General features: G+C 38.9%; 21 protein-coding genes and 7 tRNA genes. 9 read left to right on the forward strand and 19 right to left on the reverse strand.

All coding sequences use genetic code 11. The features are described 5' to 3' along the window. Nucleotides 1-114: 114 nt before the first annotated feature. On the forward strand, nucleotides 115-2,571 hold the full coding sequence (fadE, locus tag J8L70_RS00070; protein WP_211053442.1) for an acyl-CoA dehydrogenase FadE: 2,457 nt from the start codon (nucleotides 115-117) through the stop codon (nucleotides 2,569-2,571). 194 nt (nucleotides 2,572-2,765) lie between these two features. Here the strand turns inward: fadE and J8L70_RS00075 are convergent, their stop codons facing one another. The 12 genes from J8L70_RS00075 to dnaQ form a co-directional block, all read right to left on the reverse strand. Beyond that, a complete protein-coding gene (locus J8L70_RS00075; protein ID WP_211053443.1) occupies nucleotides 2,766-3,884 on the reverse strand; it encodes a DUF6136 family protein in 1,119 nt (372 codons plus the stop codon). Then, nucleotides 3,881-4,471: an ATP-binding cassette domain-containing protein gene (locus J8L70_RS00080; protein WP_211053444.1), complete on the reverse strand. Its 591-nt coding sequence runs from the start codon at nucleotides 4,469-4,471 to the stop codon at nucleotides 3,881-3,883. The genes J8L70_RS00075 and J8L70_RS00080 overlap by 4 nt, the downstream gene beginning before the upstream one ends. Nucleotides 4,472-4,824: 353 nt before the next feature. Further along, nucleotides 4,825-5,547 (reverse strand): helix-turn-helix transcriptional regulator, encoded by a 723-nt coding sequence (locus J8L70_RS00085; RefSeq protein WP_211053445.1) that lies wholly within the window; start codon nucleotides 5,545-5,547, stop codon nucleotides 4,825-4,827. A gap of 185 nt (nucleotides 5,548-5,732) precedes the next feature. Continuing rightward, nucleotides 5,733-5,809 (reverse strand) — tRNA-Asp (locus J8L70_RS00090). A 53-nt stretch (nucleotides 5,810-5,862) separates the two neighbouring features. Next, nucleotides 5,863-5,939: transfer RNA gene (locus J8L70_RS00095), tRNA-Asp, on the reverse strand. 37 nt (nucleotides 5,940-5,976) lie between these two features. After that, nucleotides 5,977-6,053 (reverse strand) — tRNA-Asp (locus J8L70_RS00100). A 38-nt stretch (nucleotides 6,054-6,091) separates the two neighbouring features. Continuing rightward, nucleotides 6,092-6,168, reverse strand: a tRNA-Asp gene (locus tag J8L70_RS00105). 31 nt (nucleotides 6,169-6,199) lie between these two features. Beyond that, nucleotides 6,200-6,276 (reverse strand) — tRNA-Asp (locus tag J8L70_RS00110). 41 nt (nucleotides 6,277-6,317) lie between these two features. After that, a tRNA-Asp gene (locus tag J8L70_RS00115) sits at nucleotides 6,318-6,394 on the reverse strand. Between the two features lie 27 nt (nucleotides 6,395-6,421). After that, a tRNA-Asp gene (locus J8L70_RS00120) sits at nucleotides 6,422-6,498 on the reverse strand. Between the two features lie 98 nt (nucleotides 6,499-6,596). Continuing rightward, the gene (locus tag J8L70_RS00125) at nucleotides 6,597-7,976 is read right to left on the reverse strand and encodes a TIGR03503 family protein (protein ID WP_211053446.1); all 1,380 of its coding nucleotides are present in this window, start codon (nucleotides 7,974-7,976) and stop codon (nucleotides 6,597-6,599) included. 9 nt (nucleotides 7,977-7,985) lie between these two features. Further along, a complete protein-coding gene (gene dnaQ, locus J8L70_RS00130) occupies nucleotides 7,986-8,699 on the reverse strand; it encodes a DNA polymerase III subunit epsilon (protein WP_211053447.1) in 714 nt (237 codons plus the stop codon). Between the two features lie 68 nt (nucleotides 8,700-8,767). Between dnaQ and rnhA the strand changes: the two genes are divergently transcribed. Then, a complete protein-coding gene (rnhA, locus tag J8L70_RS00135; protein WP_211053448.1) occupies nucleotides 8,768-9,232 on the forward strand; it encodes a ribonuclease HI in 465 nt (154 codons plus the stop codon). On the opposite strand, the gene J8L70_RS00140 is transcribed toward rnhA, so the two are convergent. Beyond that, entirely contained in the window at nucleotides 9,229-10,002 is a 774-nt protein-coding gene (locus tag J8L70_RS00140) for a class I SAM-dependent methyltransferase (RefSeq protein WP_211053449.1), read from the reverse strand. The genes rnhA and J8L70_RS00140 overlap by 4 nt on opposite strands. A gap of 53 nt (nucleotides 10,003-10,055) precedes the next feature. Here J8L70_RS00140 and gloB point away from each other — a divergent pair, with 53 nt between their 5' ends. Further along, complete coding sequence (gene gloB, locus J8L70_RS00145) at nucleotides 10,056-10,829, forward strand: hydroxyacylglutathione hydrolase (RefSeq protein ID WP_211053450.1); 774 nt, start codon at nucleotides 10,056-10,058, stop codon at nucleotides 10,827-10,829. A 49-nt stretch (nucleotides 10,830-10,878) separates the two neighbouring features. Here gloB and J8L70_RS00150 read toward each other — a convergent pair whose 3' ends face one another. The 4 genes from J8L70_RS00150 to J8L70_RS00165 form a co-directional block, all read right to left on the reverse strand. Continuing rightward, complete coding sequence (locus J8L70_RS00150; RefSeq protein ID WP_211053451.1) at nucleotides 10,879-11,955, reverse strand: aminoglycoside phosphotransferase family protein; 1,077 nt, start codon at nucleotides 11,953-11,955, stop codon at nucleotides 10,879-10,881. An 81-nt stretch (nucleotides 11,956-12,036) separates the two neighbouring features. Next, nucleotides 12,037-12,486 carry a flavodoxin domain-containing protein gene (locus J8L70_RS00155; RefSeq protein ID WP_211053452.1) on the reverse strand — a complete coding sequence of 150 codons (450 nt, stop codon included), beginning with the start codon at nucleotides 12,484-12,486 and terminating at the stop codon, nucleotides 12,037-12,039. Further along, nucleotides 12,486-13,250 carry a tRNA pseudouridine(65) synthase TruC gene (gene truC, locus J8L70_RS00160; RefSeq protein WP_211053453.1) on the reverse strand — a complete coding sequence of 255 codons (765 nt, stop codon included), beginning with the start codon at nucleotides 13,248-13,250 and terminating at the stop codon, nucleotides 12,486-12,488. The genes J8L70_RS00155 and truC overlap by 1 nt, the downstream gene beginning before the upstream one ends. After that, nucleotides 13,243-13,563, reverse strand: coding sequence for a YqcC family protein (locus tag J8L70_RS00165; RefSeq protein ID WP_211053454.1), 321 nt, complete (start codon nucleotides 13,561-13,563; stop codon nucleotides 13,243-13,245). The genes truC and J8L70_RS00165 overlap by 8 nt, the downstream gene beginning before the upstream one ends. 104 nt (nucleotides 13,564-13,667) lie before the next feature. Here J8L70_RS00165 and J8L70_RS00170 point away from each other — a divergent pair, with 104 nt between their 5' ends. Continuing rightward, nucleotides 13,668-14,696 carry a DUF3549 family protein gene (locus J8L70_RS00170; RefSeq protein ID WP_211053455.1) on the forward strand — a complete coding sequence of 343 codons (1,029 nt, stop codon included), beginning with the start codon at nucleotides 13,668-13,670 and terminating at the stop codon, nucleotides 14,694-14,696. Further along, nucleotides 14,697-14,996: a DUF3301 domain-containing protein gene (locus J8L70_RS00175; RefSeq protein WP_211053456.1), complete on the forward strand. Its 300-nt coding sequence runs from the start codon at nucleotides 14,697-14,699 to the stop codon at nucleotides 14,994-14,996. Between the two features lie 651 nt (nucleotides 14,997-15,647). Here the strand turns inward: J8L70_RS00175 and J8L70_RS00180 are convergent. Next, entirely contained in the window at nucleotides 15,648-16,286 is a 639-nt protein-coding gene (locus J8L70_RS00180) for a GNAT family N-acetyltransferase (protein ID WP_211053457.1), read from the reverse strand. Nucleotides 16,287-16,467: 181 nt separating this feature from the next. Here J8L70_RS00180 and J8L70_RS00185 point away from each other — a divergent pair, with 181 nt between their 5' ends. The 3 genes from J8L70_RS00185 to J8L70_RS00195 all read left to right on the forward strand — a co-directional run bounded on the left by J8L70_RS00185 (nucleotide 16,468) and on the right by J8L70_RS00195 (nucleotide 17,852). After that, on the forward strand, nucleotides 16,468-16,704 hold the full coding sequence (locus tag J8L70_RS00185; RefSeq protein ID WP_211053458.1) for a DUF2789 domain-containing protein: 237 nt from the start codon (nucleotides 16,468-16,470) through the stop codon (nucleotides 16,702-16,704). Nucleotides 16,705-16,798: 94 nt separating this feature from the next. Then, complete coding sequence (locus J8L70_RS00190) at nucleotides 16,799-17,065, forward strand: hypothetical protein (RefSeq protein WP_211053459.1); 267 nt, start codon at nucleotides 16,799-16,801, stop codon at nucleotides 17,063-17,065. Nucleotides 17,066-17,078: 13 nt separating this feature from the next. Then, nucleotides 17,079-17,852, forward strand: coding sequence for a Zn-ribbon-containing protein (locus J8L70_RS00195; protein ID WP_211053460.1), 774 nt, complete (start codon nucleotides 17,079-17,081; stop codon nucleotides 17,850-17,852). A gap of 39 nt (nucleotides 17,853-17,891) precedes the next feature. On the opposite strand, the gene syd is transcribed toward J8L70_RS00195, so the two are convergent. Then, complete coding sequence (gene syd / locus J8L70_RS00200) at nucleotides 17,892-18,431, reverse strand: SecY-interacting protein (RefSeq protein WP_211053461.1); 540 nt, start codon at nucleotides 18,429-18,431, stop codon at nucleotides 17,892-17,894. A 59-nt stretch (nucleotides 18,432-18,490) separates the two neighbouring features. Here syd and queF point away from each other — a divergent pair, with 59 nt between their 5' ends. Further along, on the forward strand, nucleotides 18,491-19,336 hold the full coding sequence (queF, locus tag J8L70_RS00205; RefSeq protein WP_211053462.1) for an NADPH-dependent 7-cyano-7-deazaguanine reductase QueF: 846 nt from the start codon (nucleotides 18,491-18,493) through the stop codon (nucleotides 19,334-19,336). Nucleotides 19,337-19,361 lie beyond the last annotated feature (25 nt).

Genomic DNA, 19,361 nt, shown 5'->3' on the forward strand with positions numbered 1-19,361 from the left:
GTTTTAATAAAATTTGTCTATTTATTAATAAATATTATGTGTAATCTACTTGAAAGTTACGCTTTGTGGCGCTACTCTAATCAAGGTGGTCTGACCTCTAATAAGGAATAAACAATGACACTCATATTTACACTCGGTTTAATCGCGCTGCTTAGTGCTGCGGTTTACCACAGAGCAAGTTGGAATACCGCGGTTGGTATTTCGGCAGCTACTCTATTAATAGGCACCTTTGCGGGTGCTTTTGGTTTTATCAGTTGGTTGATTTTTTTAATCATCGCAGTACCTTTATCTGTAACCGGTATTCGCCAAGAATATATAATTAAGCCTATTTTTAAAACATTCAAAAAAATTACACCGACCATGTCTGATACTGAAAAATCAGCAATCGATGCAGGTACAACCTGGTGGGAAGCTGATTTATTTTGTGGTAATCCTGATTGGAATAAATTACATCAATACCCAGTGCCTAAGCTTACGATTGAAGAAAAAGCGTTTTTAGACGGGCCTGTTGAGCAAGTGTGTGGAATGTTAGATGACTGGGAAGCAACCCATGAACTCACTGATTTACCACAAGATGTATGGCAATATTTAAAAGATAATAAATTCTTTGCCATGATCATTAAAAAACAATATGGCGGTTTAGAGTTTTCTGCTTTTGCTCAATCGTGTGTACTACAAAAACTAACGAGTAAATCGACACTGCTTTCATCTATTGTGGGTGTTCCAAACTCTTTAGGTCCTGGTGAATTACTACAACATTATGGTACCACTGAGCAAAAAGATCATTACCTGCCTCGTTTAGCAAGTGGCCAAGAAATTCCTTGTTTTGCACTTACCTCTCCAGAAGCGGGTTCTGATGCTAGTTCGATTCCAGATTATGGTGTCGTGTGTAAAGGACAATGGAATGGTGAAGAAGTTGTTGGTGTAAATCTAACATGGAATAAACGTTATATTACGTTGGCACCAGTGGCCACCGTATTAGGACTTGCATTTAAATTACAAGATCCCGATGGTTTATTAAGCGATAACAAAGAGCCGGGCATTACCTGTGCCCTTATACCTACCGACACACCAGGTGTTGAAATTGGTCGTCGTCATTTCCCATTAAATGTGCCGTTTCAAAATGGCCCTACACGCGGTAAAGACATTTTTGTACCACTTGATTACATTATTGGTGGCCCAGAAATGGCTGGTCAAGGCTGGCGCATGCTGGTTGAATGTTTATCTGTCGGTCGTGCTATTACATTGCCGTCTAATTCAACAGGTGGCATTAAAACAATTGCATTAGCAACCGGTGCGTATAGTCGTATTCGTCGTCAATTCCGTTTACCTATTGGTAAAATGGAAGGTGTTGAAGAGTCGCTGGCTAAATTAGCAGGATATGCTTATAGCTCAGATGCAGCAGTGAGTATGTCTACTGGCGCAGTCGATTTAGGTGAAAAACCGTCGGTTGTGTCGGCTATCATCAAATACCATTTAACAGAGCAAATGCGTGATTCAACCATGCATGCAATGGACGTACTTGGCGGTAAAGGGATTATGCTTGGGCCAAATAACTACCTTGGTCGAGGCTATCAAGGTGCCCCAATTGCTATCACTGTAGAAGGTGCAAATATATTAACTCGTAATATGATCATTTATGGTCAAGGTGCGATTCGTTGTCACCCATTTGTACTTACAGAGTTAGGTGCATGTGAGATTGAAGACCGTGAAGAAGCACTAAATGTATTTGATAAAGCGCTAACAGGTCATATTGGGTTTACTATTTCTAATTTAGTGCGTACCAAGTGGCTTGCGTTAACGGGTGCACGCTTTACCAGTGTTCCGTTTAACGATGACACGGCGGCATTTTACCGTATTGCTACCCGTTTTAGTGCCTCACTTGCGCTAATGTCTGATATTAGTATGGCTGTTTTTGGTGGCTCTTTAAAACGTAAAGAACGTATTTCAGCTCGCTTAGGTGATTTACTTAGTTACTTGTACTTAGTTTCTGCAACGCTGAAACGTTATAACGACGAAGGCCGTAAAGCTGAAGATTTACCTTTAGTTAAGTGGAGCTGTCAAGATCACTTATATCACTGTCAACGTGCATTAGCAGATTTAATAAACAATATGCCATCGGCACCACTACGTGCGGTATTAAAATTATTGTTATTCCCATTAGGTCGTCCAGTACGTAAACCCACTGATAAGCTAGAGCATAAATTAGCACAGTTATTACAAGTACCGAGTGAAACACGTAACCGCTTAGCTAGCTATGTTTACCTAAAAGATGAGCCACTTAACTTAGTTGGTCGCCAAGAGCAAACTCTTAAAGAGGTACTTGCTGTTGAGCCACTATTTGACAAAGTGTGTAAAGAAAAAGGGATTAAACTTCCTTTCTTCCAACTTGATAAAGTAGCGCAAATGGGCCTAGAGGCGGGTATTTTAAGCCAAGCTGAAGCTGATAAACTAGCCGCAGTAGAAAAAGCTCGTTTAGATGTGATTAACGTTGATGACTTTGACCCTGCCGATTTATTAGCGGGTAAAGCGGCTGTTAAAAACAGTACCGCAAACTCAGAGCCGGTGTAACGTTTTAAGTTACTCTCCTGCTTTGTAGTTAGTTATACTCATCAAGCCAGCGCTCTTTGCGCTGGCTTTTTATTTTTAGTTCATTATTAATTAAAACGTGATCGATCATGCAATACAATTTCGTTATTTAATGCAAGGCGTGCCCTTCTAATCGATGCAAACCTATTTAAACTCAAGATGACTGGTTTTATAAATTAATAATACGCGGCGTATGCCAATAACATGGTGGTTATTAGCATCCACACTAACCCATAATATCTAGGCTTTTTCACTGCAATGTATTGCTGTAGTAAACACCAAGTTAGTGAAAAAACTAACAGTAAAAAGTCAAAAGATTTAAACAACGTAAAAAAGCCAATAACAGTAATAAACTGCAATATTAAGCTTGGGATAAATTGACTAAAAAAGAATACGGACTGTTTATTTTGCATAGTAAAAAACAGTCGGTATCGTTTAAATAGTTCAGAGCAGTCGAACTGAAGTGAACTACTCAATAGAACCAAAAATGCAAGTGATACCATGCTAAATATTGCGGCTAAATCAAAGCGCTCCTGAAGCAATACCCTTGATGCCATAAATACACATATTAAAAATGTGCTACGCCAAACTAACACCCAACTATAATGAGCAAAATACAATAACCAAAATCCAAGTAACGAGTTAACACTTAACCTAGGGGTAAAAGAAAGCGGTGTAATAAAAAGGCTGAGGGTAAACAATGCTAAAAAGCCACACTGATAAATTAATGGATTTATATTAATTGGAATAACAACCCAAATTGCCGTTAATATAAAACCATAGGTTAATGCTTTAGATTTATATAAACACAACACACCCAAGGCACACTGTAAGAGTATAAATACAATAAAATGTGGCGCCCTTACCCACTGGCTTATATTAAGGTTAACAGCAATAACAAGGCTTACCACAAGTAAGTAGTGACTTAACAACAACAGCTTTAAATCCATAACGATAAGCCAGCTTTTTTTTACCAAGGTGAGTTGAAATGTACGTTGAGACGAGTTTTTTATGGCTGCTTTGACCACCGTTAACATAACACTTTGCAATAACAAATAAAGCCAAGCCATTTGAGCACCGTATTGGGGTGCATCTATGCTATCGATAATTTTTCCTAACCCCAGTAATAAGGTAAACACAATCCCTAATACCGAAGAGCCCAATACAATTAAAAATAATAGGCCAAAGCTTTTTAATTGTAATAGAAGTTGTTTAAGTTGCGTTGTATAGGCTTGATAGCGATAAGCCATAAAGGCACGATATTGCCCAAACAACTGTTTTTTATGCGCCATCATAGCGGCTCACATTTAAAACCATGTTCAATAAACACCTCGGGTTCATGGCAGGTAATAATAATTTGTCCATTAGGCTTATCAATCAAATAAACATCGAGTAAATTTAAAAGATACTCAATGCTATTTTGATCCATCGCCGCACTCGGTTCATCTAAAAATAAATAGGGCGCACCGCGCATAAGGGCAATGATTAACTGGCATTTTTTTTGATTACCCGACGATAATGCATCAAAACGCGTATTTAAAAATGCATTAAAGTTAAAACCTGTTATTAATGCTTGCGGCCATTCACATCCGATTGTATTTATAGACAATTCTATTATTTGTTTAGACGTTAAAAAATCAGGTAATGCAATACGATCACTCGCAATAGCCACTGATTTTGTAGGTTCAGTTAAAGCGCTACCCGAAAATAAAAAAGAGCCGCTTTGCGGTTTATCAAGCCCTGCTAATATCATAAGTAATGTCGTTTTACCGTGGCCATTAGGCGCTTCAATGCACACCTTTCTATCTGAAATAACCTTGTTGTAATTTTTAAAAACGACATTATTAGAAAACTGCTTATTTAAACCAATGACCTCAATCATAAAATACCCTTTTTAAATTAGTGCAATAAGCCCTGACACCCTCTGTGCCAATAACAGTGCTTTACTCTACATGAAACTACAATAAAGGTAAGTTTTAACAGCTACGGCACTATAATTTAGCCTCACAGCCTATAAACGGGGATAAAAAGTGATATTAACATTACTTTGGAATATTTGATGTATTTGCGACTAATCAGGTAAATTGTATCATTGCAGGTGCACAGGCAACTGCAAAAATACACATTCCACCTCCTTGAATAAAAAAAGTTTGGGAGGTTTTTTAAAAATTACGTGAGCCCACAAAGCTCTAGGCTCAACTAAAAAATTAAACTGCGTAATATTAACTTAAATACTTATTGCGGCTGGCGTGTTAACTTTGGCTCAAATACAGCGAGTACCAAACCAAATACAGCGGCAAATATGCCGATAAATTCAAGCCAACTATTGCCTGCATGTATAATGGTCCTAGGGAGTTTACTGGCATGATAAACACGTTTACCGCCCGCAACTTCTTCAACAAATGATTCACCAACATACTCATCCACTAACTTAAAAATCGGTACTCGCCTAGCCAACATTTCTCGCCCTTTTTTTTCTCTTTTCTCTGGGTTTGACTCAATAATATAATTACTCCAATGAGTAAAAACATTCAAAGGTTCATCTGCTTTGATCACACCGGTTGATTTGTATTCGTAAAAGTGTTCATTAAACAGATAATTTTTATGCCCTGCATAAAATAATGCACAGCCGAAAGATATTAAAAACATAGCAAGGTATATAGTTTTACGCTGCACGGCGGAGCTTTTTACGGCTTTAGTTTTAAACCATAGTTCTACATCGGGAATTTGCATGAGCCTTGTTTTGTCATGACTCGATACAAGGGGCTGCATAAACTCATCAATTGAAAGCCCTAGCGCAACCAATAAAGATCTAAAGATTTCATTTGAAGGGATTGATTTATCATTTTCAAGTTTTGATAAATAACTTTGCTCGATTCCCACTTGCACTGCAAACTCTGGCTGGCTTAATTGTTTAGCATGTCTTAATTGTTTTATCTGTTGACCTAAAGTACTCATTTCTACTCATCCTTTTAAAAGTGAGAGTCGATTCTTGGCTATTCATGTATAAATAAAAAGCTGAATAATAAAGAATATACAGGAATATTAATAGGTTAGTAAAATAGAGTAAATATGAAAGAAAATAGTTAAGACATGTTTAGTTTAAATAGATTTTTATTGCTTGTTATTGAGGAAATAACAAGTGGCGGAGTGGACGGGACTCGAACCCGCGACCCCCGGCGTGACAGGCCGGTATTCTAACCAACTGAACTACCACTCCGCAGTGGTATGTGCATGGGGTAATGCACTTACTAATTTTGTTACGATATCAAGTGGCGGAGTGGACGGGACTCGAACCCGCGACCCCCGGCGTGACAGGCCGGTATTCTAACCAACTGAACTACCACTCCGCAGAGATATCATATTACTTGCTATTACTTAATTTGTTGGCGGAGTGGACGGGACTCGAACCCGCGACCCCCGGCGTGACAGGCCGGTATTCTAACCAACTGAACTACCACTCCAGCATACAAATTTTGTAATATAACAGGGCTTAAATAGTTGGCGGAGTGGACGGGACTCGAACCCGCGACCCCCGGCGTGACAGGCCGGTATTCTAACCAACTGAACTACCACTCCAGCGCATATTTAAACTGTTATTTTTTCTTATTGGCGGAGTGGACGGGACTCGAACCCGCGACCCCCGGCGTGACAGGCCGGTATTCTAACCAACTGAACTACCACTCCATAATAAGAATATGTTTTACAACCATATGTTGTGTAAGCGTTGGCGGAGTGGACGGGACTCGAACCCGCGACCCCCGGCGTGACAGGCCGGTATTCTAACCAACTGAACTACCACTCCAGCTTATACTTACAAATTGTCGAAAATTGGCGGAGTGGACGGGACTCGAACCCGCGACCCCCGGCGTGACAGGCCGGTATTCTAACCAACTGAACTACCACTCCGCATCTTCGTTGCTGTTTAGGTCTCCCTTTGCAGCGGCGTGAATAATACGAACCAGCCCCTACTTCGTCAAGGGCTTTTTTGTTTTTTTATAGGTTTTTTAGTCATCTGACATCGAAAGGTTTAAAATTTCACCTGTTTTGTCATTTTTTGAGCCGTTTTCGTCTTTTTTAATTTTATCTTCAGCGAACAACTCAATTTCACTCTTTGGTTTTTTTGCCATAAATGGCAGTTTTATTTTAGGAAGTAACGTTTTTTTCATTACAAACTTTCTAATGACTAAGTAACCGATTAACAAAATCAGTAAATTACCTGTGACAATTAAGGTGATCATCAATGCAGTGGATATATTTTCAACCGCTTTGGTGTCACTCTTTTCGATGACGGGCGTTACTTGTTCATCAGGTAGGGTACTCACTGGTGGTGGTACTGCGATAATTGGACGGTCTATTTCAAATTTATAAGTTGGCAATGTCGCCATAAACTCTCGATTATTAATATTCGAACCAAATACCGATAATTCAACACTATATCTTCCCCAATCATAATTTTTAATCGCTAGTTGGCGCATAGCCGATGAATTTTCCTCTATGGTAAAGCCTTGTTCTTCATTATTGGGATAAAAAATGCGCCCCTGGATTAACACGGTTTCGGCTTTTAATACTTGGGTATCTAAGTTAATGGTTAAAATATGCTCTGGGGTGTCATTTTCGGCTAATGTAAGGTCATAACTAAACGGGGTGTCTAATAATACAACGGTCGGTTGCACTAGCCTACGCTGTAGCAAAGGGGTTGCGATATATAATTCTGGCGTCCAATGTCCCTCAGGCAAATTAAGTTTAAATTCGCCAGTGAACACACCATCTTTTGCGCGCTCATCAAAACCACGCCCATTATCTTTAAACTTTGCCACCTCTTGCGTGCTTGCACCAAAATTAGCATCACCATTTTCATTGGCGCTAACAAAATCAACCTCTAAGGTAACAACCTCTTGAAATAGGTTAGATTTTACAGGCTCCCCATCATTAAACACTTGCCCTGTCACTTTAACGGTTTCACCACGAAATAGCATGGGAGGCAGGTTTTGCGCTTTTAATGTAATATCACCTAATACAACAATCCGACTGTTAGGTAATATACGCCCTATAACTTGCCAAGGCCCTGCCATTGGTTTGGTAATAGTCACTAAATCGTAACTAGCTTCATCGTACCATTGCAAATTAGGGTTTCTTATAGCTTCGGTTGCAAAATACTTTGTGCCATCAGGGCGAACCAATACAACGGCTGGTGAGCCTGGCTTTCGAAAAAATATTAATGTGATTTCGTCAACTTCACCATCAATACGAAAACGATTATCTAATAAGGGAATTTCATTCTCATGACCTTGGCGCTTTAGCAGCTCTATTTTGGGTGCAGCGGTACTGCTGTTAGAGAACAAGCTAACCAACAGCCAGATCATTATTAAATATATCGATTTCATTTTTTTCCCTTATTCAGTACGCCACAAACATGGGCTACCTTCGTTATTAACGATGTCTAATCTGGCTTCATGCGCTTGAAGTTCTTCAGCACTGGCATGAACAACCACTAATGGTGAGCGGTCACTGCTTAAGCGTCGAATCCCATCTTGCTGTTGTTCTGAGCCATCGCCTTTATTTTGATTTAAATTTAGCTTAGTTTGCCCGCCGGTCATCGCCAGATAAACGTCAGCTAATATTTCAGAATCCAGTAAGGCGCCGTGTAAGGTACGCTTAGCGTTATCTACATCATATCGGCGACATAACGCATCTAGATTGTTCTTTTGACCTGGATGCAAGTCACGCGCCATTTTAAGGGTGTCGAGAACTTGGCAAAAAGTATCCGTTTTTGGATAACCCTGATTAAGTAACGAGAATTCATTATCCATATGGCCAATATCGAACGCGGCGTTATGAATAACTAACTCGGCCCCTTTTATATAGTCAAAAAATTCTTGCGCTATTTGATGATAAAGCGGTTTATCTCGTAAAAACTCATTGGTAATACCATGAACATCAATCGCCTCTTCTTCGATACTGCGTTGCGGATTAATATAAACATGAAAGTTATTACCTGTTAAGCGTCGATTAACCAACTCTACACAGCCAATTTCTATAATGCGGTGCCCTTGTTTTGGGTCTATACCCGTGGTTTCTGTATCTAAAACTATTTGTCTGTGTGCCATATCGAATTTTGCCTGACTCTGGTATCTTTCTATAATCACTTTATTGTACATAATATCAAGGTAAAACAGTGCAAAAAACCGTAGAGATTTATACCGATGGGTCATGTTTAGGTAATCCAGGCCCCGGCGGGTATGGAATTTTTATGATTTATAACGGCCATGAAAAGAAATTAAGCCAAGGTTATAAGTTAACAACCAATAACAGAATGGAAATGATGGCGGCCATTGTCGCGCTAGAATCACTCAATCGTGCATGTACTGTCAATTTAACAACCGACAGTCAATATGTAAAACAAGGTATTGAATCTTGGATTGCTAATTGGAAAAAACGAGGCTGGATGACATCAGCAAAAAAACCCGTTAAAAATGTAGACTTATGGAAACGATTAGACAAAGCCTGTAGCGAACACACCGTGACCTGGAAATGGATTAAAGGCCACAGTGGACATAAGTACAATGAAATTGTTGATGACTTAGCACGCGATGCAGCCGGCAGTAAAGATTTATTAGACGATACCGGCTATCAAGCTTAACGGTTATTTTTTTGCTCACACGGGTTAAAGTGCTGTTTTGACGTTTGTCTAAGCCCTGCCCCCTTTATCGGTGAAAACTGCGGGCGAGCATGCCATTTAGGTTTTATTGGTGTAAGAGGGGCTACTCGTTTTCGGGCTACAAGCATATAAACACTGCCCATTGGTTTTAAGTATTGCTTAGTAAAACTGCGCCAAAATGCAAACCTCGACAACCGACTACCTCTTGCTAGTGATGAGTAAATAAATCGCTCATCACTGATAATTTCAAACCCTAATAAATTTAACCAGTCTTTAACCCTTGCAGGGGTAAAAAATCGTCCAGTCCACGGAAGCTTTTGCTGGCTAAAAGGTAAAAGCTGCGCTAAACCACACAAACTAAATGGATTAAAACCTGTGATCACCATATATCCACCGGGTAATAACGTACGGTGGGCTTCGCGTAATATATGATGCGGATCACTGTGGTACTCTAAACAATGATTTAAAATGCAAGCATCGACACTGTGCTCATAAAAAGGCAGTTCGTCTATATCGGCGATGACTCCGGTATATTCACCCGCTTGAGCAACACAAACTTGGTGTTTAATAGTACTCGCATGCGTGTTTATTTCGGCACTTAAACTCCCCAGCTTTAACATATGGTAACCAAACATACGAGGCAGCCAGCGCTGCATCTTACGCTCTATACCGCTACGTAAATAATCTCCATGCGGAAACTGCTGCCACGACAGTGGCTTTGGACCATCTTGGAAATTCAGGGCTGGTTTCATTTCATTCACTCGTTATACTATGCATAATTTATTACTGTATAGGCCTACTTACCATGGTGCAAGTTAAAGCTATTAAAGCATTTTCCGATAATTACATTTGGTGTTTAACTCACAATGCAGACAATCAAGCTATTGTGGTTGACCCAGGCCAAGCACAACCTGTAATTGATGAATTAACTAAAAATAATTTAACGTTAGAGGCGATTTTAATTACTCACCATCACTATGATCATACTGACGGTGTAAATCAGCTGATTAAATTATTTCCTCAATGTAAAGTATATGGGCCTAATAACAGCCCTTTTAAAGGTATTACACACCCTTTAACAAATAACGATACCATTACGGTGCTCAATACGACTTTTACCGTGTTAACGACTCCTGGGCATACGTTAGATCACATTTGTTACGTTAACGAGGCGATTGCATTTACTGGCGATACATTATTTAGTGGTGGATGTGGTCGGTTATTTGAAGGCACAGCGCAACAAATGTGGCAATCATTTAACGCCCTTGCTGAACTTCAACCCACTTGCAAAGTGTATTGTACCCATGAGTACACTCAAGCTAACCTGGCCTTTGCCAAAGCAATTGAACCCAATAACGAAGCACTAAAAGCTTACAGCGCAAAGGTAGATGATTTACGTAAGCAAAATCAAATAACTTTACCTACCACTATTGCCCAAGAAATGAAAATAAACCCCTTTATGCGCAGTCAATTAGCGCATATCACTCACACCATACCCGAAGCCTTTATTCATCAAAGTGATGCTAATGAGCCCTGGGCTAATTTTGCCAGCATCAGACGCTACAAAGATAACTTTTAACCAATAACCGCCTGATAAAATACATAAAAATGGGTTTAAACACCCATTTTTATAACTGCGATAACAGGGCTTGTAGTGTGTTTTGTTTTGCTAAAATATCACGATAAAGCGCAAATTGATTTTGTGCGCGCTGCAGGTTGTGTTGTTTATGCTTAACACTAAAGTAACTATCACCATCGAGATAATCTGTTAAAAAGCGTAAACCAATCATAAAGGTCATCACCTTAGTACCTACCCAAAAGCTGTGCTTTTCTTGTGGTGTGATTATCCCTTTTAATGGGGCTAAATACCCTTTAGCTAAGGCTAAAAATATATCTTCTCTAATTTTTACCTTGGTTAAATTAAGTGAGTCTTCTTGCTCTGGCGAGCAAAATGTCCGTACCATATCACCAAAATCATATAGCCAATAACCCGACATACAAGTATCTAAATCAATCACAGCGCTGGCGTTGTCAGTATGATTACAAAACAGCATGTTATTTATTTTTGTATCGTTATGGCATACACGCACAGGTAATGACGCTTCAATTGCCTCTAATTCTGTAATTAAATTAAACTGTTCAAAGCAAAAATCAATCTCAGCTTGGCACTGAGCAACCCGATTAAATGCATTGCTATTAACTACATTTTTAAATTGCTGTGCACGCATAGCAAGATTATGAAAGTCAGGAATAACAGCGTGTAATTGTTGTGCATCAAAATCGGCCAGTGCCGCCGCAAATTGCCCAAAAGCATTAGCTGCGGTATAAGCTTGCTCTGCATTATTGACCACATCTTCGCTATAAGTATGTTCAATTAAACCTAAAGCACGCCAAGTGCCGCCATTGTGTTCTACTAAGTAGTTTTCATCACAACTAATAATATGGCGAATAATATTAAGGTTATAGTTCCCTATCGCTTTTTTAGCCGATAAATGCTGTTCAATTAAACGGGCATTTTTAACCAACGAGGTTAATGAGGGAAAGACCTGGTTATTTAATTGTTGTAGCACCAAGGCATGCTTAGGTGTTTTTAACAGCAATGTACTATTAATATGACCATTGCCTATCGGTGATATCGATGCTTGCAAAGCATCACTTAAGCCAAACTGCTTAGCTAAAATAATAGCCGTTTGTGTTGAGTTCATTTGTCGTCGCTTACATTTTCCCACTATAAGTGAGTTACGTTACTACTTTTCGATGGTGTTTAATCATAATTGAGTCATAAACTACGCTTGTAATTTATTTAGCCATGAATTTAACCATGGCTGGGCAACTGGTAAAGGGTCATAATCAACACTGGCATCAATTTCTAATCGACTGCCAACCGGTTTTGCTTGTAAGTCACGTAATAATTCATCAAAGCTGCGCCCTGCACCGCAAAATGTATCGCCATAGCATCTATCACCCATCGCAATAATGCCAAATGGCTTATCTGTTAACATAGGAAAAGTGCTATTAAGTGCAAAATAAAGGCCGGCTAAATTGCTAGGAATATCTCCTTGCCCGGTCGTTGAGGTGATCACTAATATGTTTTTTGCATTTTTTATATCATCAACGGAAGCATCCATGATCACTGTTGACTCGTGCCCCGCTTGATCAAGTTGTTTAGCGATATCGACACTCAAGCGTTCTGCGCCACCGTTTACACTACCGACAAAAATACTAATATGAGCCATTAATAATCCTCTTCTTGATGTGGCCACCCCAGTTGCTGACATATATTTAACATGGCAGCGCCCAGTGGCGCTTTAATTGTAATGTGTTGCTTTGTATAAGGGTGAACAAAGCTTAATTGCGTAGCAAATAACATTAAGCGTCTTAATGCAAAATGCTCTCTAAAAAATTGGTTATGTTGATTATCACCATGATTTACATCACCAATAATAGGTAACGATAAATGCTTTAAATGGCGGCGTATTTGATGTTTTCGTCCAGTTTTTGGAAAACACTCAACTAATGAGTAACGCACCGTCGGGTACTTCCCAATCGGAATAGGCAAACTAGCTTGGTGCAAACAATTAAATTGAGTTTGCGCTGATTGCGCTGCTTTATTCTGATCAGCAAATTTGTCGGCTATTTTATCGAGCTCTTCTTTAAGTGGTTTATCTAAAAATACCGACTCAGGCGCAAACCCTCTCACTAATGCTAAATACCGTTTGCTAATCGTTCCATCAATAAATAATTGGTTCATGTCGCGGGCTGCTTCAGAGCTTAAAGCAAATAATAGTACCCCAGATGTTGGCCTATCGAGCCGATGAACTGGAAACACATGTTGCCCTAGCTGGTCGCGCAACATTTGCATAGCAAATTGCGTTTCGTGTTTATCTAAAAATGAGCGATGCACTAATAACCCCGACGGTTTATCAATGGCTACATAGTTTTCATCTTGAAATAAGATGTTTAGTTCACCGTACTCAATAGCCACTGGGCGCTCAGTCATTTTCATCACCTAACAATGTATCTAATTGGTTTAAAACATCAATAATATCAGCACTGCCCGGTTGATTTGCCAACATCATTTGCGCCATTGGCGCAATCGCAAAGTTGCGAGGTAAAGGCTGCTTTTGATCAATTATATATTGTATTTTTTCTATAAAAACAAACTGCAACCACTGCTCAAATGCCATCGTATCATGACAAAATGGGACATTCGATTGTAATGCACATGGTGATATTGGCGAAGTTTGCCAAAGTTTATGCTGCTGTAAAAGCGAGGTTAATCGTACAATATAAGCGTGAGTTTGTTGATGCATAACCGGTCTCAAAAAAATAATTAGCGCAATTATACCCTGTTCCCTCAATGCCTGCTATGGCGTATAATTAACATAATTTTGCAGTAAAAACAGTTGAGAACACAATGAGTGAGCAAATAGCCACACTAGGGCAACTTTTAGATGGTGCGGGTACGCAATGGCGCGCTTTCGATATTGGAAGACACATCACTAAATTAGATAAAAAACAATTTTTAGCGATTGAGCAAACGCAAATACCTTACCCTTATCCGCTGTCAGGCCATGCGTGGTTAGCCATTCAATTTTGGGATGCTAAAGCCAGTAAAGAACCTTATGTCTGGTTTTTAAAGTTTCCAGTTGATGAGCAAAGTAAATTGGTCAGTGCAACGCGCGATCATTTCGCTAATATGGTTATTGAAGCCCTCGGGAGTGAAATAACCGGTGAGCAAGCCGATGGTAAATTAGATAATAATCCATATGTTTTTACCCCAAACGCCAATAAGCTCGCTGCTTTTAATGCCCAATTAAAGGTTTTGTTAAAACAACCCGCCTCACAGCATTATGAACATACACAACTTTATTTTACTGGAAAAATAGGCTTAGAGTGCTGGCAGCATGTTGCTCTACAAGGCCTAGCTGATTTTGCCATGCGATTAGAGCACGATAATAACTTAGCAATGTTGAACCAAGCATGGCCTCATTTACCGGTTGAGGTATTAACACCATTGAGCGCGATGCTTGAACATGTTGAGATCCCAACCTCATTAAGTGAGCAACTTTTTAACTACGCTCAACACGGTATTAAAAACAACGATGCGATTGCAACCACTGCCGCACTGCGTGCAATGTCTAAAGCACAAGCGCAAGGATTAACTGCACAATTAGTTGATGATATTTTAAGGTCAGAATTAGCATTAAATTCTGATCTACTTTTAACCATTGCAGGGCGCTGTTTTAATCAATTAGAAAACCCCGAACGTTTGCACAGCTTTATGGAATGTTGTGCACAACATAAAGAAATTGATGAACTTTTTGTTAGTATTTTTGCTGATTTAGTTGCAATTCCTACAATCCGCCCACATTTATTAGCTTTATTACGTAAAGAAAACCGCAGCGAAGCACTTGCTCGGTCAATTGGAAGGTTATTTTCTTAAATGGCAAGTTTATGGACATTTATACTCATTGGCAGTGTAATTTATTTATTTTGGCTGAACCGAAAAATAGCTGAAGCTGCAAATGTACACGCTAAACGTCAAAGTGAGCAGTTACAAGTGCAATTAATGAGTGTGGCTTGTTCTAAACGTCGATTTGGATTTTTAAAAAATAGTAAACCGGGTATTAAAAGCGAGTTTATATTTGAGTTCTCTAGTGATGGCGAAAACGCTTATCAGGGAGTGTTAATTATGGAAAATGAATATTTAAAAAGTGTGGTTGTGCCCCCCCACAAAATATAAGTCTGTATTTTTGCTAGTTAAAAAACGACATAATTATATTTTTATACTGCACAAAAAACTAAGGCGTAACTTATAGTTACGCCCCAATTGGACTGCATCCATTGCTAATAAATCCTTTTACTCTTCCCTTTTATCATCCATTGAACGAGTTCAAACTTGAAACCCTCACATCGCCACCTTGCGATATCCTTTAAACCACCCTGGCTATTCCTGCGTAAACTAACGCTCCACTACATCCTGTAGCATCGTCCTTGGTTATTATTCCTTTTAGTAGCTCCAAGCTACTTATGTGCTCCATGCACTTCCTTATCTTTCCTTGTATCCTTTTTAACTTGTCCTTTTTGCTTCCTGCGAGCTTCTTGCTATGTGCCTATTCCATAATCCTTGGCAGTAACTCATCCTTTGAGCCATGTCGTCTTGACAAGGTAAAGTTTAAAGCAAAAGCGTAGAGAGGATAGTACTGAAAAAAAACATACAAACAGTCACAAAATGTTAAAAAACGTTAACTACATTTGAAACAATAGGTTAGATTAAATATGGTTACCTTTAACTGGCAAATTACTATAAACACCTACACCAATGTAAGAGATATCTCACGGTCAATTGTCCGTTTTGATACTGAAAATTAATGTATTTCATCTTAATTTTTTGTCACTTTACCGATTTAAACAACAATTGCCCTGATACATGATTAAATTCGAGCTTTTTAATATACTCAAATCCTTCACTCGCAAAAAAAGCGTTGTGTTCGTGACGTGTTACAAAAACGGCAAAACCAGATGATGTTGGATTTGTGTTTAGTAAATCATCGAGTGCTTGTAAAAGCGCACGCCCATAACCTTGACCTTGAAAATGTGGGTCAACTGCGATGAATGCTAAGTAATAATAATTACCAAAACGATTCAGTTCGTCTCTAATGGTTTTTTCTTTTTTTATTAATTGATTGGTTTGTATGTAACCGGCGCTGAGCATTAACTTTAAACGCCAATGCCAAAAACGCTCTGCTTGTAACTCACTATTTGCAGAAAACAGACACGTTACAGCCTTTAACCTTTCATTATTATACAAACCAATTAGCGGCTGCTTTTCTTGCCAAAAACTATTTAACTCTTCACGAATTAACGAGCGTAGTTTTTTTTCATAATTTTTGGCCGTATCTGGCTGGTAATTGAAAAGTGTCTGTAAAATAGGATCATCATGATAAGCCTGATAAATAAGGCTTGCTGCGATGCTAATATCTTCAGCAGTTAAATTTTTTACATGTAATTGTTCCACTTTTTTATCTATCATGGCACTTCCTTTAACAGAGGGTCATAGGGATTACTCAATTAAAACTTTCACGTCGTAAGTAGCCTACTTACTATATACCGCTGTTCACAAAATGTATAATTTAGCTAATTCAGCGCCAGTTAAAGTAAATTCAATTAGTGTTATTCATAGAATTAACGTAATTCAACATAGGAGTCACACCATGGATTTGACCCAGAACAACATCAATACATTATTTGCACAACTTGGTCTTGCAAGCTCAGATGCACAAATAGATGAATTTATCGCCACTCATAAGATCCAAGATACGACCTTGTTACAAGATGCTCCTTTTTGGGACGAAGCTCAAAAACACTTTTTAACTGAGTCTCTTAACGAAGATGGCGCATGGAGTGAAGTGGTTGATGAGCTTGATGTTAGGTTACGCCAAGGTAAATAAACATATTTAATGTGCCCTTCTAAATTTATTGATATTATATCCCACACGCACCATGTACATGGTGCGTTTTATTTTTTAAAGAGTTAACAATCTAATGAATTCAATCGTTTTCGATGCAATAAAAACCCTTCTTGATGAAGGAAAAACACCTACCGTCGCATTAACCAAAAGTCGCTTAGCACAAAACGTGCCTATGCCAGTGATTATTGCAGCGGTTAGTCAGTATAAAAATAACCCAGATTCAATTCATAATTTTGTAAAAAACCCACATAGCGAAACAACGCCCCCCGTCACTGACTCTCAACTAGGCAGAATAGAGCAAAAGTTAGACCGCTTACTCACACTACTTGAAAGTAAATAACTAGAGAAAATAAATGTTTGTCGTTGATCTGACTTTTGATTGCTACCAAGATACAACGTTATCGCAAGCTGAGCTTGCGATAAATCGTGTTGTTAATGCCCTGCGCTTTAATGGGCAAATAATGGGTGAAGAATTCCCTACTGTGTTAAAAGATGGCTTTTTTATTACACGAGTAATGTGTCCTACAGAAGATGCCATGCATCCGTTAAATAATAGCCCGTTTGTAAAGCACAGTATTGAATTACTCCATAGCGCGGGTTTACTTGCGCCGAAAGTAAAAATTGTCGGTCAAGACATTCATTCAAATGGCGCTGATCGCTGTGAAAGCCCTTCTAGCTATATTTTGTATACAACCTATGTACATACTTGCAGCCCATTGTATTGCGGCGATGATTTTTTACCCGTACCGTTATTTAACATTCCAGCGATTGCCAATGGTGACTATAAAACCTTAATAAAATGGCAAGAAGATTGGCAAGCATGTGACCAAATCCAAATTAATGGCGCTACACGTTGTGAATTTCCAGCCCTTGAAGAGATATCAAGTACACAAAGTGACTTATATCGTCGTGGAAAAGACATTACTAAACGCATTAGTTTTTTAACCAAGAAACCGGTGTACTATTACTTATACCGTGTAGGTGGCACTGATAAAGCGTCTGAACTTGAGCGAAAATGCCCCAGTTGTGATGGTGAATGGAAATTACCTGAGCCTTGGTTTGGGCTATTCGATTTTAGATGTGAACCTTGTAGCTTGGTATCAAATGTGTCGTGGGATTTTCAATAAATCCCACAGTGCTAGAACAAGTAGTTCTAGCGCGTTATGTCATAGTTTAAGTTGGCTTAAAAAAGAATTCATGTCTGGTGCCAAAACATGATGTGTTTTTTTGCCAACAAATTCTAAGCACACTTCACCCGTATGTACTAATACACTCACCAGTAAATCTTCTTGTTCAGTTAATCCAATAAACACGGTTTCGGGCTGCTTAAGCTTTTGTTTCATTAAAATATGGCCTGTAATATTTTGTTGTAACAACTCAAAATCATCACTATTCCATGTTTGTAAAAGCTCAATATCATGCCCTTCGATACTTGCAAAAATATTACCACCATACACACTGCCGTAAAATTCACTTAATGTCTTAGGAAAGCTCAGTGATAACGCATTAGCTAAATTATCTAATGTACCGGTTGGGTTTTGAGTAACAGCTTGCCATTGAATATAACCTTGGCTATCAACGGGGGCTATTTCACAATCGCTTGGCCATTGCGCGTCGTGTAAAATAACAGGTAACTGACCCGTATTTTGTTGTACTTTTTGGCTATAGTCGCGATGTAATTGTTCTAGCTGCAATTTAACTGACATACTGTGAAACTCGTTTAAATTAGATATAATAGCGTTATTGTAACTACTTAAGAGCAAACATGACAGATTACAACGACTCCCCTGAGCTAAAAGGCAGTGTACTTGGTCAATCTACCGAGTATGTCGATGTTTATACACCGAGTTTACTTTACCCAATTGCACGAAAATTAAACCGTGACGTGTTAAATATTGACGAATCAGAACTACCGTTTAAAGGTCAAGATATTTGGACTGGTTATGAGTTATCGTGGCTTAATAGTAAAGGCAAACCACAAGTTGCGGTGGCTTTATTTACGTTCCCTTGCCAAAGTAGCCATATTATAGAGTCTAAATCGTTTAAGTTATATTTAAATAGCTTTAACCAATCACGTTTTGCAAGCGCTGAGGTTGTAAAGCAACACTTGATAGACGATCTATCAAATGCAGTAAACAGCACTGTTAAGGTAACACTTTATTCGGCCGATGATTACAATTGCCTAGCCTGTACACCACTACCAGGTGAATGTATTGATGAGTTAGATATCGAAATTAATAATTATGATATTGATGCTTGCTCTTTAAATGCTTGCAGCAGCAAGGTCGTGACCGAAACACTACATAGCCACCTATTAAAATCGAACTGTTTAATTACCTCACAACCCGATTGGGCCAGTGTGATTATACGTTACACCGGTGAAGAGATTTGTCGAGAATCCTTGCTACGCTATTTAATATCATTTAGAACACATAATGAATTCCACGAACAATGTGTAGAGCGCATTTATAGTGATTTAACAACTCAGCTCAACATTAAAGAATTAGAAGTGTATGCGCGTTATACACGCCGTGGTGGGCTTGACATAAACCCGTATCGGTCGACACATTATAATGACACGCCGTTTAATGTAAAAATTAACCGCCAATAGTTATGAGTTAAATAAAATAGCATTT

The sequence above is a fragment of the Pseudoalteromonas sp. MMG010 genome (genome assembly GCF_018100905.1).
Lineage (GTDB): Bacteria > Pseudomonadota > Gammaproteobacteria > Enterobacterales > Alteromonadaceae > Pseudoalteromonas.

Bases quoted from the DNA above. Each gene is read 5' to 3' on its own strand.
- fadE (WP_211053442.1), top strand. From the start codon at position 115: ATGACACTCATATTTACACTCGGTTTAATCGCGCTGCTTAGTGCTGCG.
- J8L70_RS00075 (WP_211053443.1), bottom strand. From the start codon at position 3,884: ATGATGGCGCATAAAAAACAGTTGTTTGGGCAATATCGTGCCTTTATG.
- J8L70_RS00080 (WP_211053444.1), bottom strand. From the start codon at position 4,471: ATGATTGAGGTCATTGGTTTAAATAAGCAGTTTTCTAATAATGTCGTT.
- J8L70_RS00085 (WP_211053445.1), bottom strand. From the start codon at position 5,547: ATGAGTACTTTAGGTCAACAGATAAAACAATTAAGACATGCTAAACAA.
- J8L70_RS00125 (WP_211053446.1), bottom strand. From the start codon at position 7,976: ATGAAATCGATATATTTAATAATGATCTGGCTGTTGGTTAGCTTGTTC.
- dnaQ (WP_211053447.1), bottom strand. From the start codon at position 8,699: ATGGCACACAGACAAATAGTTTTAGATACAGAAACCACGGGTATAGAC.
- J8L70_RS00140 (WP_211053449.1), bottom strand. From the start codon at position 10,002: ATGAAACCAGCCCTGAATTTCCAAGATGGTCCAAAGCCACTGTCGTGG.
- gloB (WP_211053450.1), top strand. From the start codon at position 10,056: ATGGTGCAAGTTAAAGCTATTAAAGCATTTTCCGATAATTACATTTGG.
- J8L70_RS00150 (WP_211053451.1), bottom strand. From the start codon at position 11,955: ATGAACTCAACACAAACGGCTATTATTTTAGCTAAGCAGTTTGGCTTA.
- J8L70_RS00155 (WP_211053452.1), bottom strand. From the start codon at position 12,486: ATGGCTCATATTAGTATTTTTGTCGGTAGTGTAAACGGTGGCGCAGAA.
- truC (WP_211053453.1), bottom strand. From the start codon at position 13,250: ATGACTGAGCGCCCAGTGGCTATTGAGTACGGTGAACTAAACATCTTA.
- J8L70_RS00165 (WP_211053454.1), bottom strand. From the start codon at position 13,563: ATGCATCAACAAACTCACGCTTATATTGTACGATTAACCTCGCTTTTA.
- J8L70_RS00170 (WP_211053455.1), top strand. From the start codon at position 13,668: ATGAGTGAGCAAATAGCCACACTAGGGCAACTTTTAGATGGTGCGGGT.
- J8L70_RS00175 (WP_211053456.1), top strand. From the start codon at position 14,697: ATGGCAAGTTTATGGACATTTATACTCATTGGCAGTGTAATTTATTTA.
- J8L70_RS00180 (WP_211053457.1), bottom strand. From the start codon at position 16,286: ATGATAGATAAAAAAGTGGAACAATTACATGTAAAAAATTTAACTGCT.
- J8L70_RS00185 (WP_211053458.1), top strand. From the start codon at position 16,468: ATGGATTTGACCCAGAACAACATCAATACATTATTTGCACAACTTGGT.
- J8L70_RS00190 (WP_211053459.1), top strand. From the start codon at position 16,799: ATGAATTCAATCGTTTTCGATGCAATAAAAACCCTTCTTGATGAAGGA.
- J8L70_RS00195 (WP_211053460.1), top strand. From the start codon at position 17,079: ATGTTTGTCGTTGATCTGACTTTTGATTGCTACCAAGATACAACGTTA.
- syd (WP_211053461.1), bottom strand. From the start codon at position 18,431: ATGTCAGTTAAATTGCAGCTAGAACAATTACATCGCGACTATAGCCAA.
- queF (WP_211053462.1), top strand. From the start codon at position 18,491: ATGACAGATTACAACGACTCCCCTGAGCTAAAAGGCAGTGTACTTGGT.